11 protein-coding genes and 1 pseudogene are annotated in these 15,208 nt (G+C 72.5%); 3 read left to right on the plus strand and 9 right to left on the minus strand.

What is annotated here, in order from left to right:
* Positions 1 to 8 precede the first annotated feature (8 nt).
* The 3 genes from guaB to ACTRO_RS28480 all read left to right on the plus strand — a co-directional run bounded on the left by guaB (position 9) and on the right by ACTRO_RS28480 (position 4,490).
* Positions 9 to 1,511 carry an IMP dehydrogenase gene (guaB, locus tag ACTRO_RS28470; RefSeq protein ID WP_034267957.1) on the plus strand — a complete coding sequence of 501 codons (1,503 nt, stop codon included), beginning with the start codon at positions 9 to 11 and terminating at the stop codon, positions 1,509 to 1,511.
* A gap of 64 nt (positions 1,512 to 1,575) precedes the next feature.
* On the plus strand, positions 1,576 to 2,682 hold the full coding sequence (locus tag ACTRO_RS28475) for a GuaB3 family IMP dehydrogenase-related protein (RefSeq protein ID WP_034267960.1): 1,107 nt from the start codon (positions 1,576 to 1,578) through the stop codon (positions 2,680 to 2,682).
* 116 nt (positions 2,683 to 2,798) lie between these two features.
* Positions 2,799 to 4,490, plus strand: coding sequence for a glycerol-3-phosphate dehydrogenase/oxidase (locus tag ACTRO_RS28480; RefSeq protein ID WP_034267962.1), 1,692 nt, complete (start codon positions 2,799 to 2,801; stop codon positions 4,488 to 4,490).
* A 109-nt stretch (positions 4,491 to 4,599) separates the two neighbouring features.
* Here ACTRO_RS28480 and ACTRO_RS28485 read toward each other — a convergent pair whose 3' ends face one another.
* The 9 genes and pseudogenes from ACTRO_RS28485 to ACTRO_RS28525 form a co-directional block, all read right to left on the minus strand.
* Positions 4,600 to 4,998 (minus strand): SCO2583/SCO2584 N-terminal domain-containing protein, encoded by a 399-nt coding sequence (locus tag ACTRO_RS28485; RefSeq protein WP_157436504.1) that lies wholly within the window; start codon positions 4,996 to 4,998, stop codon positions 4,600 to 4,602.
* 139 nt (positions 4,999 to 5,137) lie between these two features.
* Positions 5,138 to 6,466, minus strand: a pseudogene (locus tag ACTRO_RS28490) (glutamate-5-semialdehyde dehydrogenase); the annotation flags it as partial.
* Between the two features lie 7 nt (positions 6,467 to 6,473).
* Positions 6,474 to 7,589, minus strand: coding sequence for a glutamate 5-kinase (proB, locus tag ACTRO_RS28495; RefSeq protein ID WP_051451527.1), 1,116 nt, complete (start codon positions 7,587 to 7,589; stop codon positions 6,474 to 6,476).
* 54 nt (positions 7,590 to 7,643) lie between these two features.
* Positions 7,644 to 9,029, minus strand: coding sequence for a GTPase ObgE (gene obgE / locus ACTRO_RS28500; protein WP_084316589.1), 1,386 nt, complete (start codon positions 9,027 to 9,029; stop codon positions 7,644 to 7,646).
* A 125-nt stretch (positions 9,030 to 9,154) separates the two neighbouring features.
* Positions 9,155 to 9,406 (minus strand): 50S ribosomal protein L27, encoded by a 252-nt coding sequence (gene rpmA, locus ACTRO_RS28505; protein ID WP_034267974.1) that lies wholly within the window; start codon positions 9,404 to 9,406, stop codon positions 9,155 to 9,157.
* A 5-nt stretch (positions 9,407 to 9,411) separates the two neighbouring features.
* Positions 9,412 to 9,729 carry a 50S ribosomal protein L21 gene (rplU, locus tag ACTRO_RS28510; RefSeq protein WP_034267977.1) on the minus strand — a complete coding sequence of 106 codons (318 nt, stop codon included), beginning with the start codon at positions 9,727 to 9,729 and terminating at the stop codon, positions 9,412 to 9,414.
* Between the two features lie 305 nt (positions 9,730 to 10,034).
* Positions 10,035 to 13,043 carry an Rne/Rng family ribonuclease gene (locus ACTRO_RS28515; protein ID WP_051451528.1) on the minus strand — a complete coding sequence of 1,003 codons (3,009 nt, stop codon included), beginning with the start codon at positions 13,041 to 13,043 and terminating at the stop codon, positions 10,035 to 10,037.
* Between the two features lie 147 nt (positions 13,044 to 13,190).
* Positions 13,191 to 13,997 (minus strand): TIGR03936 family radical SAM-associated protein, encoded by an 807-nt coding sequence (locus tag ACTRO_RS28520; RefSeq protein ID WP_245594517.1) that lies wholly within the window; start codon positions 13,995 to 13,997, stop codon positions 13,191 to 13,193.
* Positions 13,998 to 14,230: 233 nt separating this feature from the next.
* Positions 14,231 to 15,175, minus strand: a complete 945-nt coding sequence (locus ACTRO_RS28525) for an SDR family NAD(P)-dependent oxidoreductase (RefSeq protein ID WP_211244439.1) — start codon at positions 15,173 to 15,175, stop codon at positions 14,231 to 14,233.
* Positions 15,176 to 15,208: the final 33 nt, after the last annotated feature.

The following is a 15,208-nucleotide window of genomic DNA, read 5'->3' on the forward strand; positions in this document are numbered from 1 at the left end:
AGGCATCCGTGTCCGCGTCCGACATCTTCAGCGAGAAGTTCGCGCTCGAAGGGCTCACCTTCGACGACGTCCTGTTGGTGCCGGGGTATTCGGACCTTGCCCCGGGCGAGGCGCACACCCGCACCCGGCTCAGCCGCAACATCACCGTGAACATCCCGCTCATCTCGGCGGCGATGGACACGGTGACCGAGGCGCGGATGGCCATCGCCATGGCCCGGCAGGGCGGCGCGGGCGTGCTGCACCGCAACCTCTCCGTGGCCGACCAGGCCGCGCACGTCGACATGGTCAAGCGCTCCGAGTCCGGCATGATCACCCAGCCGGTCACGGTCGGCCCGCAGGCCACGCTCGCCGAGGTGGACGCGCTGTGCGCCAAGTACCGCATCAGCGGCCTTCCGGTGGTCGACGAGGCCGGCCTGCTGATCGGCATAGTGACCAACCGCGACCTGCGCTTCGAGACCGACCACGGCCGGCGCGTGCACGAGGTCATGACGAAGGCCCCGCTGGTGACCGGCAAGGTCGGCACCACCGGCGACGAGGCCATGCAGCTCATGGGCGCGCACAAGATCGAGAAGCTGCCGCTGGTCGACGCCGAGGGCCGGCTGCACGGCCTGATCACGGTCAAGGACTTCACCAAGTCCGACCAGTACCCCAACGCCACCAAGGACGCCGAGGGCCGCCTCGTCGTGGGCGCGGCGGTCGGCGTGGGCGAGGACGCGTTCCGCCGGGCGATGGCCCTGGTCGAGGCCGGCGTGGACTTCATCGTCTCGGACGTCGCGCACGGCCACACCGGCTCGCTGGCCGAGACCGTCGCCAAGATCAAGGCGAACGCGCACGTGGACGTGATCGCGGGCAACGTGGTGACGGCGTCCGGCGCGCAGATGCTGATCGACGCGGGCGCGGACGCGGTCAAGGTGGGCGTCGGCCCCGGCTCGATCTGCACCACGCGCGTGGTCGCGGGCGTCGGCATGCCGCAGATCACCGCGATCTACGAGGTGGCCAAGGCGGCCCGGCCGGCCGGCGTGCCGGTGATCGGCGACGGCGGCCTGCAGTACTCCGGCGACATCGCCAAGGCCATCGCGGCCGGCGCGGACACCGTGATGCTCGGCTCGCTGCTGGCCGGCTGCGAGGAGTCGCCCGGCGAGCTGATCTTCATCAACGGCAAGCAGTACAAGCAGTACCGCGGCATGGGCTCGCTCGCGGCGATGTCCTCGCGCGGCAAGCCCGAGGGCAAGTCCTACTCGCGTGACCGCTACGCCCAGCACGAGGTGAGCTCGGACGACAAGCTGATCCCCGAGGGCGTCGAGGGCCAGGTGCCCTTCCGCGGCCCGGTCGCCGCGGTGGCGCACCAGCTGATCGGCGGCGTCGGCCAGGCCATGCACTACACCGGCTCGCGCACCATCGCGGACCTGCAGCGGGCCCAGTTCGTGCGGATCACCTCGGCCGGCCTGACCGAGAGCCACCCGCACGACATCCAGATGACGGTCGAAGCGCCCAACTACCACTCCCGGTGATAGAAACTTCCTCGGGAATCAGCCGCACAGTGCCGATGAGCAGAAGCGTGAAAGAGGAACCGCGTTGACTGAGGTGGAGATCGGGCGGGCCAAGCGGGCCCGGCAGGCGTACGGCCTGGACGATGTGGCACTGGTACCGGCCCGCCGGACCCGCGACCCCGAGGAGGTCTCGATCTCCTGGCAGATCGACGCGTACGAGCTCGACCTGCCGTTCCTCGCGGCGCCGATGGACTCGGTGGTCTCCCCGGCCACCGCGGTGGCCATCGGCCGGCTCGGCGGGGTGGGCGTGCTCGACCTCGAGGGCCTGTGGACCCGGTACGCCGACCCGGCCCCGCTGCTGGGCGAGATCGCCCAGCTGCCGGCCGAGCAGGTGGTGCGGCGGATGCGCGAGCTCTACGCGCAGCCGATCCAGGAGGAGCTGATCGTCCAGCGGATCAAGGAGATCCGCGCCGCCGGCGTGGTGACCGCGGGCTCGCTCTCTCCGCAGCACACCGCCCAGTACGCGAAGGCCGTGGTGGCGGCCGGGGTGGACCTGTTCGTCATCCGCGGCACCACGGTCTCGGCCGAGCACGTCTCCGGCCGCAGCGAGCCGCTCAACCTCAAGCAGTTCATCTATGAGCTCGAAGTCCCGGTGGTGGCCGGCGGCGTGGCCACCTACAAGGCCGCGCTGCACCTGATGCGCTCGGGCGCGGCCGGCGTGCTGGTCGGCTTCGGCGGCGGCTCCTCGCACACCACCAAGAACGTCCTGGGCATCGCGGTCCCGATGGCCAGCGCGATCTCGGACGTGGCCGCGGCCCGCCGCGACTACATGGACGAGTCCGGCGGCCGGTACGTGCACGTCATCGCGGACGGCGCGATGGGCGGCAGCGGCGAGATCGCCAAGGCCATAGCGTGCGGCGCCGACGGCGTGATGATCGGCTCCCCGCTGGCCCGCGCGATCGACGCGCCGGGCCTGGGCTACCACTGGGGCGCGGAGGCCTGGCACGGCGAGGTCCCGCGCGGGATGCGCACCCACCTGGGCACGGTCGGCACGCTCGAGCAGATCCTGATCGGCCCCTCGAACACGGCCGACGGCACGATGAACCTGTTCGGCTCGCTGCGCCGGGCCATGGCCACCACCGGCTACTCGGACCTCAAGGAGTTCCAGCGCTGCGAGCTGACCGTGCGCTGAGGCGCCGGTCCGGCCGCGGCCGGAGATCGCCTGAGTGGAGTGCCGCCCACCGGGGTCCGCGCTGAGCGCGGGGCCGGTGGGCGGCACTGCCTACTGATGGGTAATAAACTGCCGCCATGCAGCAGAGCGCGAAGCTGGGTCCGGACGAGCGCAACGCGGCGTTGACCGCGATGAGCGCAGCGGAACTCGATGTACTGGTGATCGGCGGCGGCGTGGTCGGCGCCGGCTGCGCCTTGGACGCGGCCACCCGGGGCCTGTCCGTCGGACTGGTCGAGGCCCGGGACTGGGCCAGCGGCACCTCGAGCCGGTCCTCCAAACTCATCCACGGCGGCCTGCGCTACCTGGAGATGCTCGACTTCCGCCTGGTACGCGAGGCGCTGAAGGAGCGCGGCCTGCTGCTCGACCGGCTCGCCCCGCACCTGGTGCGCCCGGTGCCGTTCCTCTACCCGCTCACCGGCCACGTCTGGGAGCGGGCCTACGCGGGCTCCGGCGTGGCCCTGTACGACGGCATGAGCGTCTCCTCCGGCCAGGGCCGCGGCCTGCCCGCGCATCGCCACCTCACCCGCCGCCACGCGCTGCGGATCGCGCCCTCGCTGCGCAAGGAGTCTCTGGTCGGGGCGATCCAGTACTACGACGCGCAGGTCGACGACGCCCGTTTCGTGGCCACACTGGTGCGTTCGGCCGCCGGCTACGGCGCGTACGCCGCCAACCGGGCCCGGGTGGTCGGGTTCCTGCGCGAGGGCGAGCGGGTCACCGGCGCGATCGTGCGCGACGAATTGACCAAGGCCGAGCACCACATCCGGGCCAAGCAGGTCATCAACGCGACCGGCGTGTGGACCGACGACGTGCAGGAGATGGTGGGGGAGCGCGGCAAGTTCCACGTGCGCGCGTCCAAGGGCGTGCACCTGGTCGTGCCGCGGGACCGGATCCAGTCCGACTCCGGGATCATCCTGCGTACGGAGAAGTCCGTGCTCTTCATCATTCCCTGGGGCCGGCACTGGATCATCGGCACCACCGACACCGCCTGGCAGCTGGACAAAGAGAATCCGGCCGCCACCGCGGCGGACATCGACTACGTGCTCGCGCACGTCAACCGGGTGCTCAAGACGCCGCTCGGCCGCGCGGATGTGGAAGGCGTCTACGCCGGTCTCAGGCCTCTGCTGGCGGGCGAGTCGGACGAGACCTCGAAGCTCTCCCGGGAGCACCTGGTGGCGCACGCGGTGCCGGGCCTCGTGGTCGTCGCGGGCGGCAAGTACACCACGTACCGGGTGATGGCCCAGGACGCCGTGGACGCGGCCGTACACGGCCTCGATCGGCGGGTGCCTGCATCGGTGACCCAGAACGTCCCGTTGCTCGGCGCAGACGGCTTCCCAGCCCTCTGGAACGCCCGTGGCAAGCTCGCCGCCTCGGCCGGATTGCATGTCGCGTGGATCGAGCACCTGCTGCGCCGTTACGGCACGGCGGCGGCCGAGGTGCTGGAGTCGGTGCGGCGGGAGCCCGAACTCGGCCGGCCGCTCGAGGGCGCCGCCGACTACCTGCGCGCGGAAGTGGTCTACGCGGCCACGCACGAGGGTGCGCTGGACGTGGAGGACGTGCTCACCCGCCGCACCCGGATCTGCTTCGAGACCTTCGACCGCGGCGTCCGGGCCGCCCGTCCGGCGGCGGAGCTGCTGGCCGCGGCGCTCGGCTGGGACGGGGTCAGACTCGAGGCCGAGGTCGCCTCGTACGAGGCCCGGATCGCGGGCGAGCGGGCCGCGCAGGACCAGCCGGACGACGAGTCCGCGATGGCGGTCGCCACGCTCGGCTGACGGCGCGGCGCACGCGCCGTCCGCGTCGTGCGGGCGGCCGGGCCGTCCGGGCCGACGGCTCGATCAGGGTCCTGCGCTCAGGACCCTGTGATCTCGGCCGCGGCCGGGCTCAGCGCACCGTGCCGAGGCCGACGAGCAGCGAGGCGGTGGCGGTGAACAGGCCCACCAGCAGCCACACCGAACTGGGGCGCAGGGCTCTGAGACGGCGGGACGGACGCACGGTCCAGGTCACCCCGGGGGCCGGGGTGCGTGGTCGCGCGGCGTCGCGCTGGAAGAAGCTCTCCAGCCAGCGTGCCTCGGCGGAGGCCTCGTGCACCCTTGCCGCGCGCACGAAAGCCTCGTTCAACTCCACGTAGTCGATCTCTTCGACACAGGCGTCCGCCTTGGTCTTGGCGTTCGCCGGCACCCATTCCACGTCGCTTTCGGGGGCTCCGCAGTGACGGCTGCGCTGCCCGGGAATGCGGCCGTGCTCCGAGGCACCGTTGCCTGAAAGCTCACTATCGGCCATTGCCGCACTGTAACCGAATTGTTGCATGATCAGTAGGGTTCAGTGAAGTTATGGCGTGTTTCCTGCGCTATACAACCGTCCCACGCGTCCCGCCACGCCCCGGCCGACTCATCGGACCTCGGCTGACCGGACCGTCGGCTCAGGTGTTGGCGTGCCGGGCCCGGGTCTGGCCGTCGCCGACCACGACGTACTTCGTGGAAGTGAGCTCAGGCAGGCCCATCGGGCCGCGCGCGTGCAGCTTCTGCGTGGAGATCCCGATCTCCGCGCCGAAGCCGAACTCGCCGCCGTCGGTGAACCTGGTGGAGGCGTTGACCATCACCGCCGCCGCGTCCACCCGCGCGGTGAAAGCCCTTGCGGCGGCCTGGGAACGGGTCACGATCGCCTCGGTGTGGCCGCTGGAGTACTTGCGGATGTGCGCGACCGCCTCCTCCAGCGATCCGACCACCTTCGCCGCGATGTCGAGCGAGAGGTACTCGTCCTCGAAGTCGGATTCGCCCGCCGGCACCACGTCGGCCGAGTACGCCGCGATCTGCTCGTCTCCGTGCACTGTCACGCCCGCGTCCTTGAGCGCGGCCAAGGCCCGCGGCACGAAGACGTCGGCGATGTCCTTGTGCACCAGGAAGGTCTCGGCCGCGTTGCACACGCTGGTGCGCTGCGCCTTCGAGTCCACCAGCAGTTCCACCGCGAGGTCGGGGTCGGCGTCGGCGTCGATGTAGACGTGGCAGTTGCCGATGCCCGTCTCGATCACCGGCACGATCGCGTTCTGCACCACGTTGCGGATCAGTGCGGCGCCGCCGCGCGGGATCACCACGTCCACCAGGCCGCGCGCCCGCAGCAGTTCGGTCACCGAGTCGTGCGTGTCGCCGGGCACCAGCTGCACCGCGTCGGCGGGGAGACCGCTGGCCGTCAAAGCCTCGCGCAGCACCGCGACCAGCGCCGTGTTCGAGTCCTTAGCCGAGGAGGAACCCCGCAGCAGCACCGCGTTTCCGGACTTCAGGCACAGGCCGGCCGCGTCCACCGTCACGTTCGGCCGCGCCTCGTAGATGATCCCGACCACGCCGAACGGCACCCGCAGCTGCCGCAGCTCGAGCCCGTTGGGCAGAGTCGAGCCGCGCACCACCTCGCCGACCGGGTCGGGCAGCGCGGTGACCGCGCGCAGCGCCTCCGCGATGGCCGCGATCCTGGCCTGGGTCAGCCGGAGCCGGTCCACGATCCCCGGATCGGTGCCCGCCTCCTCGGCCCGGGCCACGTCGGCCGCGTTCGCCTCCAGCAGCCGCGGCGCGTGCTCGACCAGCGCGTCGGCCATCGTCCGCAGCGCCCGGTCCTTTTCCGCCCTGGTACGCACGGCCAGGTCAGCGGCCGCCTCGCGAGCGGCCTCGGCCGCCTCGGTCACCGTGTACGTCATCATCGATCCCTGAGTCAGCTGGCTTGGAGTGGTCGGTGCTCGATCGTCTTCGGTCTTCGGTCTTCGGGCCTCAGTGGAAGGCCACGAGGTCGTCCCGGTGGACCACCTCGCGTTCGTAGTGCGGGCCGAGCTCGGCGGCCAGCTCGCGGGTGGAGCGGCCGAGCAGCGCGGGCAGCTCGGCCGCGTCGAAGTTCACCAGGCCGCGCCCGATCAGCCGGCCGTCCGGCCCGCGCAGGTCCACCGGCTCGCCGGCCGTGAAATTGCCGGAGACCTCGGTGATCCCGGCCGGCAGCAACGAGGACCCGCGCTCGGTGACCGCCGCCACCGCGCCCTGATCGAGCGTCAGCACGCCCCGCGCGGTCGTCGCATGGGCCAGCCACAGCCGCCGCGCGCCGCCGCGCTCTCCGGTGCGGTGGAAGACCGTGCCCACCGCCTCCCCGCGCAGCGCTCGCGCGGCGTAGGCGGCGGTGGTGAGTATGACCGGGATCCCGGCGCCGGTGGCGATCCGCGCGGCGTCCACCTTCGTGACCATGCCGCCCGTGCCCACGCCGGCCTTCCCGACCGACCCGATCGCCACCCCGGCCAGGTCCTGCGGGCCGCGCACCTCACGGATCGGGCTGGTGCCCGGCAGGCTCGGATCGCCGTCGTAGAGCGCGTCCACGTCGGAGAGCAGCAGCAGCAGATCGGCGTCGACCAGATGCGCCACCAGCGCGGCCAGCCGGTCGTTGTCGCCGAAGCGGATCTCCTGGGTGGCCACCGTGTCGTTCTCGTTGACGATCGGGACCACGCCCAGCTCGAGCAGCTTGTTGAAGGTGCTGACCGCGTTGCGGTAGTGCGAGCGGCGGGTCACGTCGTCCGCGGTCAGCAGCACCTGCCCGACCCGCCGCCCGTGCCGGGCGAAGGACTGGGTGTAGCGCGCGATCAGCAGGCCCTGCCCGACGCTCGCCGCCGCCTGCTGGGTGGCCAGGTCCTTCGGACGCCTGGTCAGCCCCAGCGGCGCCAGGCCGGCCGCGATGGCGCCCGAGGAGACCAGCACGATCTCGGCGCCCGGCACCGTCTCGGCCAGCGCGTCCACCAGCGCGTCCACGCGGCTGCCGTCGAGCCCGCCCGCCGTCGTGGTCAACGAGGACGAGCCCACCTTGATCACGATCCGCCGCGCGGCGACGACCTGCTGCAACGTGCTCACCCGGCCATTGTGCCCGCGGGGCGGGAGGGGTCCAAAACCGATTTCACAGAGTGGTCAGCCGTAAAGCCGATCGTCCGAGCCGCGCGGGCCGAGGTGCTCGGCGCCGCCGGAGAGGGTCGGGCGCCAGTCGAAGACCACCGCGTCCGGGCCGCCGCCGATGACGACCTCGTCGCCCTCGCGCGCGCCCATCTCCAGCAGCGCCTGCTCGATGCCCAGCTTGTACAGGCGCTCGGCCAGGTAGCCGACCGCCTCGTCGTTCTGGAAGTCGGTCTGCTTGATCCAGCGCTCTGCCTTGTGGCTGAGCACGACATAGTGCTCGTCCTCGAAGCGCAGTGTGAACGGCACCTCGTCGACGGCCCGGGGCCGCAGGATGATCCGCTCCTCGACCACCTCGGGCCGTGCGGCGCGCGCCTGCTCGACGATCTCGGCCAGCGCGTAGCCGAGCTCCTTCAGGCCGGTGTGGCTCACCGCCGAGACCTCGAACACGCGCAGGCCGCGGCCCTCGAGCTCGGCGCGGACCAGGTCCGCGAGATCCTTGCCGTCCGGGATGTCGGTCTTGTTGAGCACCACCAGCCGCGGCCGCTCGGTGAGCCGGCCGTAGTCGCCGTGCTGGTCGTCCGGGATGGTCGCCTCGTACGCGGCCAGCTCGGCCTCGATCGTGTCGAGGTCGCTGACCGGGTCGCGGTCCGACTCGAGCGTGGCGCAGTCGAGCACGTGCACGAGCACCGCGCACCGCTCGATGTGCCGCAGGAACTCGTGGCCAAGGCCCTTGCCCTGGCTCGCCCCCGGGATCAGGCCCGGCACGTCCGCCATGGTGAACACGTGCCCGGCGGACTGCACCACGCCGAGGTTCGGCACCAGGGTGGTGAACGGGTAGTCGGCGATCTTCGGCTTCGCCGCGCTCATCGCCGCGATCAGCGAGCTCTTGCCCGCGCTCGGGTAGCCGATCAGCGCGACGTCCGCGACCGACTTGAGTTCGAGCACGTACTCGCCGTCCTCGCCCTCCTCGCCGAGCAGGCTGAAGCCGGGCGCCTTGCGCTTGGTCGAGGCCAGCGCCGCGTTCCCCAGGCCGCCCACGCCGCCCTGCGCCAGCACCAGCTTCGTACCCGCGCCGACCAGGTCGGCCACCAGCTCGCCGGCGCGAGTCTTGACCACCGTGCCGCTCGGGACCGGCAGCACGACGTCCGCGCCGTTCGCGCCCTGCCGGTGCCCGCCCGCGCCGGGGCGGCCGTTGCCGGCGCTGCGGTGCGGGGAGAAGTGGTAGTCCAGCAGCGAGGTGACCCCGGCGTCCACCACGAGCGTCACGTCGCCGCCCCGGCCGCCGTTGCCCCCGTCCGGGCCGCCGAGCGGCTTGAACTTCTCCCGGTGCACCGAGGTGCAGCCGTGGCCGCCCTTGCCGGCGGCGACACTGAGCACCACGCGGTCTACGAAGCTGGCCATCGGTACTTCTCCTGACGATGAAGAGGTGTTGCTCTCGAAAAAACGATAAGCCGGGTCCGACGGACCCGGCTCACCGAAGATCTCGCGTCGCGCGACCCGTGGTCACGCGCTCACGTGCGCCTTGCTCAGGCGGACACCACGTTGATGACCTTGCGGCCACGGTGGGTGCCGAACTGGACGGCGCCGCCGGCCAGCGCGAACAGGGTGTCGTCCTTGCCGCGGCCGACGTTCACGCCCGGGTGGAAGTGGGTGCCGCGCTGGCGCAGGATGATCTCGCCGGCGTTGACGACCTGGCCACCGAAGCGCTTGACGCCGAGTCGCTGAGCGTTGGAGTCGCGCCCGTTCCGGGTGGACGAGGCGCCCTTCTTGTGTGCCATGTCGGTTACTTCTTCCCGGTCTCGATGGACGTGACCTTGACCTGGGTGTACTTCTGGCGGTGACCCTGCCGCACCCGGTAGCCGGTCTTGTTCTTGTACTTGATGATGTCGATCTTGGCGGCCTTGACCTCGGCGACGATCTCGCCGGAGACCTTCACGCCCTCGAGCACCCACGGGTCGGAGGTGACCTGGTCACCGTCCACCACGAGCAGCGTCTTGAAGTCGACGGCCGTGCCGGGCTTGCCGACGATCCGGTCGACCTCGACGATGTCGCCGACGGCGACCTTGTGCTGCCTGCCGCCACTGCGGACGATCGCGTACACGATTTACCACTTCCTGCCCGCGTCGATGCACGGGTCTCATCTGGCCAGCGCGCAACTATCTCCTGGCTGCCGCGGAGCGGGCGGGCACGGGGCGCCGCCGGGATTCCGGGCACGGAGTCTGCCAACGCGAGGCTGGTCAACAAAGGGCGGGTCTTCGGCCGCGAAGGGCCAGGACACGCCGACGCTCCAGATTACCTGCCGGGTCCACCGCGGAGCAAACCGGGCCCGGCGCGCCGCGACCCGGCCGAAGCCGGGTCGCGGGTGCGCTCACGCGCTGGTCACGCAGTGCGGGCGGAGCGCGGGGCTCAGGCGGACGGGGCGCCGGCCGGGCGGGAGGCCGCGCGGCGCGCCCGGCGCCGCGGGCGGCCCGAGTCGGCCAGCGCGTTCTCCAGCGAGTCCGGGTCCTCCGCGTGCGCGCGCAGGTTGAGCGGCTCGGGCTCGTCTTCCGGCTCGGCCTCGGCCTCGGCGGCCTCGTCCGCGGGCTGCTCGACCTCGACGTCGGCCTCGACCTCGGTCGCCTCGACCGCTTCCGCGGTCTCGGTCTCGGTCTCGGTCTGCTCGTCCGAGGTCTGGTCGGCGGCGTGCTCGGCCGCGCCGGCGGCCCGGGCGGCCTTGCGGCGGCGCCGGCTGCGCCGACCCTCGCCCGCCGTCTCCTCGTGCCGCTCCCCGCCGCCGTCCTGCGTCCGCGCGCCCGAGTCCTCGGCCGAGGTCTCGGTGTGCTCGTGGTCGTGGTCGGCCGCGGCGGCGTTGCCGCCCTGGCTCCCCTTGCCCTGCTTGCCGGACTGCTGCTCCGGCCGCTTGCCCGGGTGCTCCACCGGATCGGTGTGCACGATCACGCCGCGGCCGTTGCAGTGCTCGCAGGGCTCGGAGAAGGCCTCGAGCAGGCCCTGGCCCACCCGCTTGCGGGTCATCTGCACCAGACCGAGCGAGGTGACCTCGGCCACCTGGTGCTTGGTACGGTCCCGGCCCAGGCACTCGAGCAGGCGCCGCAGCACCAGGTCCCGGTTGGACTCGAGCACCATGTCGATGAAGTCGATCACCACGATGCCGCCGAGGTCGCGCAGCCGCAGCTGCCGGACGATCTCCTCGGCCGCCTCCAGGTTGTTGCGGGTGACGGTCTCCTCCAGTGAGGAGGAGCCCTGCCCGGTGAACTTCCCGGTGTTGACGTCGATGACGACCATCGCCTCGGTGCGGTCGATCACCAGCGAGCCGCCGCTGGGCAGCCAGACCTTCCGGTCCAGCGCCTTGGCCAGCTGCTCCTCGATCCGGTAGGTCGAGAACACGTCGGTCTCGGCGGTCCAGTGCTCGACCCGCTCGGCCAGCTCCGGCGCCACCCCGGTGAGGTACTCGTGCACCGTCTTGTAGGCCGTGTCGCCGGAGACGATCAGCTTGCTGAAGTCCTCGTTGAAGATGTCCCGCACGACCCGCACGGTCAGGTCCGGCTCGCCGGAGAGCAGGGACGGCGCCGAGGCGGTCTTCGCCTTGCGCTCGATCTCCTCCCACTGCGCCACCAGCCGGGCGACGTCCTGCGAGAGCTCCTGCTCGCTCGCGCCCTCCGCGGCCGTGCGCACGATCACGCCGCCGTCCTCGGGCACGACCTTCTTCAGAATCTGCTTGAGCCGGGCCCGCTCGGTGTCCGGCAGCTTGCGGCTGATGCCCATCATCGAGCCGCCCGGGATGTAGACCAGGAAGCGGCCGGGCAGCGAGATCTGGCTGGTCAGCCGGGCGCCCTTGTGGCCGATCGGGTCCTTGGTGACCTGCACCAGCACCGACTGCCCGCTCTTGAGCGCGGCCTCGATCCGGCGCGGCTGGCCGCTCAGGCCCGCCGCGTCGAAGTTGACCTCGCCGGCGTAGAGCACGGCGTTGCGGCCCTTGTTGATGTCGACGAAGGCCGCCTCCATCGAGGGCAGCACGTTCTGCACCTTGCCGAGGTAGACGTTGCCCACGTACGAGACCGAGGACTCGCGGTTGACGTAGTGCTCCACCAGCACGCCGTCCTCGAGCACGCCGATCTGGGTGCGGCCGGCGGACTGGCGCACCACCATGACCCGCTCGACCGACTCGCGCCGGGCCAGGAACTCGGCCTCGGTGACGATCGGGGCGCGGCGGGAGCGGGTGGCCCGGCCCTCGCGGCGGCGCTGCTGCTTGGCGACCAGGCGCACCGAGCCGCGCAGGCCCATCACGTCGTCCTCGGTGGTGACCGTGTCCGGGCCGCCGGAGGAGCGGCGCTGGCGCGGCTCGCGCACCTTCACCACGGTGTTCGGGGGATCGTCCGAGCTCTCCGCCCCACCGGCGGCGAGGTCCTCGGCGGTCTGCCGGCGACGGCGCCGACGCCGGCGGCGGCTGGACTCCTCGGGCAGGTCGAGCGCCTCCGGGTGCTGCGCCGCGGCGCGCTCCTTGGGCTGCTCGGCCTCCTCGGAGCCGGACTCGCCGGACTCCTCGGACTCCTCGGACTGCTCCTCGGCGGGCGCGGCGTTCGCCGCGGACTCGGGGCGGCGGCTGCGGGAACGGCGACGGCGGCGCGAGCCGGCGGTCGAGGACTCCTCGGCCTCCTCCGTCTCCTCCTCGGCCGGCTCCTCCGGGCGGGGGGCCGGCGCGGCCGGCTGCCGGAACGGCGCGATCGGGACGACCGGCGCCTGGAACAGGTTGCCGGACCAGGCGGAGGTGAACGGCGAGGTGGTGGCGGCCGGCTGGGCGGCCTCCTCCTCGGTCTCCTCGGCCGGCTCCGGCTCGGCCTGAGCGAGCGCTTCGACCAGCCGCTCGGCCCCGTCCTCGTCGACCGGCTCGTCGGCGTGGGGCTGCTGCGGCTCGTCGGCCGGGGCGGCGGCAGCCGCGGTGGCGCGTGAGACGCGCTTGGCCGGCTTGACCCCGGTCTTGCGGGTGCGCTTGGCGTTGGCCACCGGCTTGGCGGCTTCCTCGGCCTCGGCACTCGCGGGCTGCTCGGCCGGCTGCTCGTCCGCGGGGGCGGCGGGCTGCTCGGCCGGGGCGGGCTCGGCTTCGGGGGTGTCGGACGGCGGGGTCTGCGCCTTGGCGGCGGTCTTCTTCGTCGTCCGCTTGCGCGCGGCGCGCTTGGCCGGGGCAGGAGCCTCGGCTTCGGCGGCGGGCGCCTCGGCCGCGCTCTCGGCTACGGCCGGCGGCGCGGAGCTCTCGTCGGGCGCCGGCGCGGCCGCGTCCGGCGATCCGGCCGGTCGGCTGGCCGCACGGCGGCGCACCCGCTTGGCGGCGGGTCGGGTGGCCGGGGCCTCGGCCCCGGTGGACGCGTCCCGGGTTTCGGGGGCGTTCTCGTTGTTCTCTTCAGGCTCACGGTCGAGCATTCGGGCGGTTCTCCCGTCATGGCCCCCGGGCGCTCGGGGCGCCTACCCGGTCATCGGGAGGGCGTCGGCGCCGCGCAGGGGCTCGTCGTACGCAAAAAGTCGTGGCGGCTCGGAACGCGTGGTCCGCTCACCGGGCCGGTCGGATAGTCAATCCCCGGGCGTCGAGTTCTCCACACCTGGGATCGCGACCTCCGTCGGCCCGGACTCCGGCGAAGCGCCGCGTTCCGGGGCTGTCGGCACGTCCGCCGCCAGCTGGGCCAGCGGCCCCTGCGCCAGCCGGGTCACCCTGGGGGGAACCGGAGGCACCAGGCCCGCGACCTCGCCGAGGCCGGTCAGTACGTCGTCGGGACGCACCGCGGGGGTGGTATGCCGGACAACCACTCGAAGTATCGCACACGCGGACGTCGACCCGTCGAGAGTCGAGAAGTCGAGGACGGCTTCGCGCGCGTCGAAGACACGTACGCCGTTCTTGGTCAGCCGCCGTACCTCCACCCGCTCGGCCGCGGTGAAGGCGTCGACCGCGGCGCGCGCGTCGGCGTCCGCGACTTCCGGCAGCTCGATCCGCCAAACGGAGGCTTCGAGCTGGTCCGTCAGGGCGCCGCCGGCGGCCTCGACCACCTCGAGCACGTCCAGGTCGGGCGGCAGCGCCAGGTCCAGATCGCGCCGCAGCCGCTCCGGGTCGACCTTCTCGGCCAGCCCCAGCTCGACGAACTCGGCCTCGCTCGCGGTGCCGGTCGGCGCCGCTCCGGCCCAGGAGATCTTCGGATGCGGGCTGAACCCGGCCGAGTACGCCATCGGGACCTCGGCGCGCCGCAGCGCCCGCTCGAAGGCCCGCTGGATATCGCGATGGCTGGTGAACCTGAGCCTGCCGCGCTTGGCGTAGCAGACGCGTACGCGCTGCACGACCGGCGGGGGCGCGGGACCGTCGGGTGTCTTGGCGACCAGCGAACTCACCTGTTTCCGTCTGTCGGGTTCTATCGAAGACCCACCCGCCCCTAGGTTTTCACGAAGGACCCCGCCCGGCGAAAACGTCCGGCCGCGCCGTGGTCAGCGGCAGGGTTCCACGCTCGTTCCACGGTGAATCGACGATGTTCCACGTGGAACATTATGCGTGCGGATGCATGATGTTCCACGTGGAACATCGTGGAACGGTTTCGTCGCCCGGGCCCGGGGCGGCCGGCCGCTGTCTATCCGAGCTCCGCGAACTGCACGCCGGTGGCCGCGACGGACGCCTCCCACAGGCGAAGCGCCAGCTCGCGGCTCAACGCCGATCCGCTCGGCTCGGCCTCCGCCGGAGCCCCGCGCACCCCGCCGAGACCACGCGGCCCGAAATACCGCCGCCCGACCATGTCGCGCTCCGGCCCGCGTCGCGCCGGGTCCGCGGCCAGCGCGGCCCGCGCCGTCGCGGCGAACACGATCGGCCCGGCTCCGTGCTCCGTCGGCTGTGAGATCAGCCACGCTCCGCGCCGGAACACCGGCCCGACCAGCCGCCGGTTTCCGCCGTGCGCGCGGGTGGCCAGCTGCGAACGGGTGACCCCGGGATGGGCCGCCAGCGAGAAGAGCCGCCCGCCCCCGCGACGGTCGAGCTCGAAGGCGAACAGGAGATTGGCCAGCTTGGACCGGGCGTAGCCCAGCCAGCTCGAGCCCTTCGGGAGAATCTTGAAGTCCGTCAGCTCCGCGCGCATCGCGGCCCGATGCGCCAGCGAGGAGACCGTCACCACCCGCGGCTGCTCCGCGGTGAGCAGCAACGGCAGCAGATGGCCGGTCAGGGCGAAGTGCCCCAGATGGTTCGTGCCGATCTGCAGCTCGAAGCCGTCCGTCGTGTGCCCGGGCGTCGGCGTCATCACGCCCGCGTTGTTGACCAGGACGTCGAGCTCGCCGGCCCGGTCCGCTATCTCGGCCGCGGCCTCCTCGACCGACTCCAGGCTCGCCAGGTCCACCCGGACGTACTCGACCCGCGCCGCCGGGACCGCCGCCCGGATCGCCGCCACCGCGGCCCGCGCCCGCTCGTCGCTGCGGCAGGCCAACAGGGTCCGCGCGCCGGACGCCGCCAGCTGCCGCGCCACCGCCAGCCCTATCCCGCTCGAAGCGCCGGTGACCAGCACCGTGCGCCCGGACAGGTTGTCCACCACCTTCGCCCCCACCGAGGTCGGCGGCGCCGGACC

The organism is Actinospica robiniae DSM 44927, assembly GCF_000504285.1.
GTDB classification, from domain to species: Bacteria; Actinomycetota; Actinomycetes; order Streptomycetales; family Catenulisporaceae; genus Actinospica; species Actinospica robiniae.

Coding starts and splice junctions, on each gene's coding strand:
- ACTRO_RS28480 (WP_034267962.1), top strand. CDS start 2,799: ATGCAGCAGAGCGCGAAGCTGGGTCCGGACGAGCGCAACGCGGCGTTG.
- obgE (WP_084316589.1), bottom strand. CDS start 9,029: ATGGCCAGCTTCGTAGACCGCGTGGTGCTCAGTGTCGCCGCCGGCAAG.
- rpmA (WP_034267974.1), bottom strand. CDS start 9,406: ATGGCACACAAGAAGGGCGCCTCGTCCACCCGGAACGGGCGCGACTCC.
- ACTRO_RS28515 (WP_051451528.1), bottom strand. CDS start 13,043: ATGCTCGACCGTGAGCCTGAAGAGAACAACGAGAACGCCCCCGAAACC.
- ACTRO_RS28485 (WP_157436504.1), bottom strand. CDS start 4,998: ATGGCCGATAGTGAGCTTTCAGGCAACGGTGCCTCGGAGCACGGCCGC.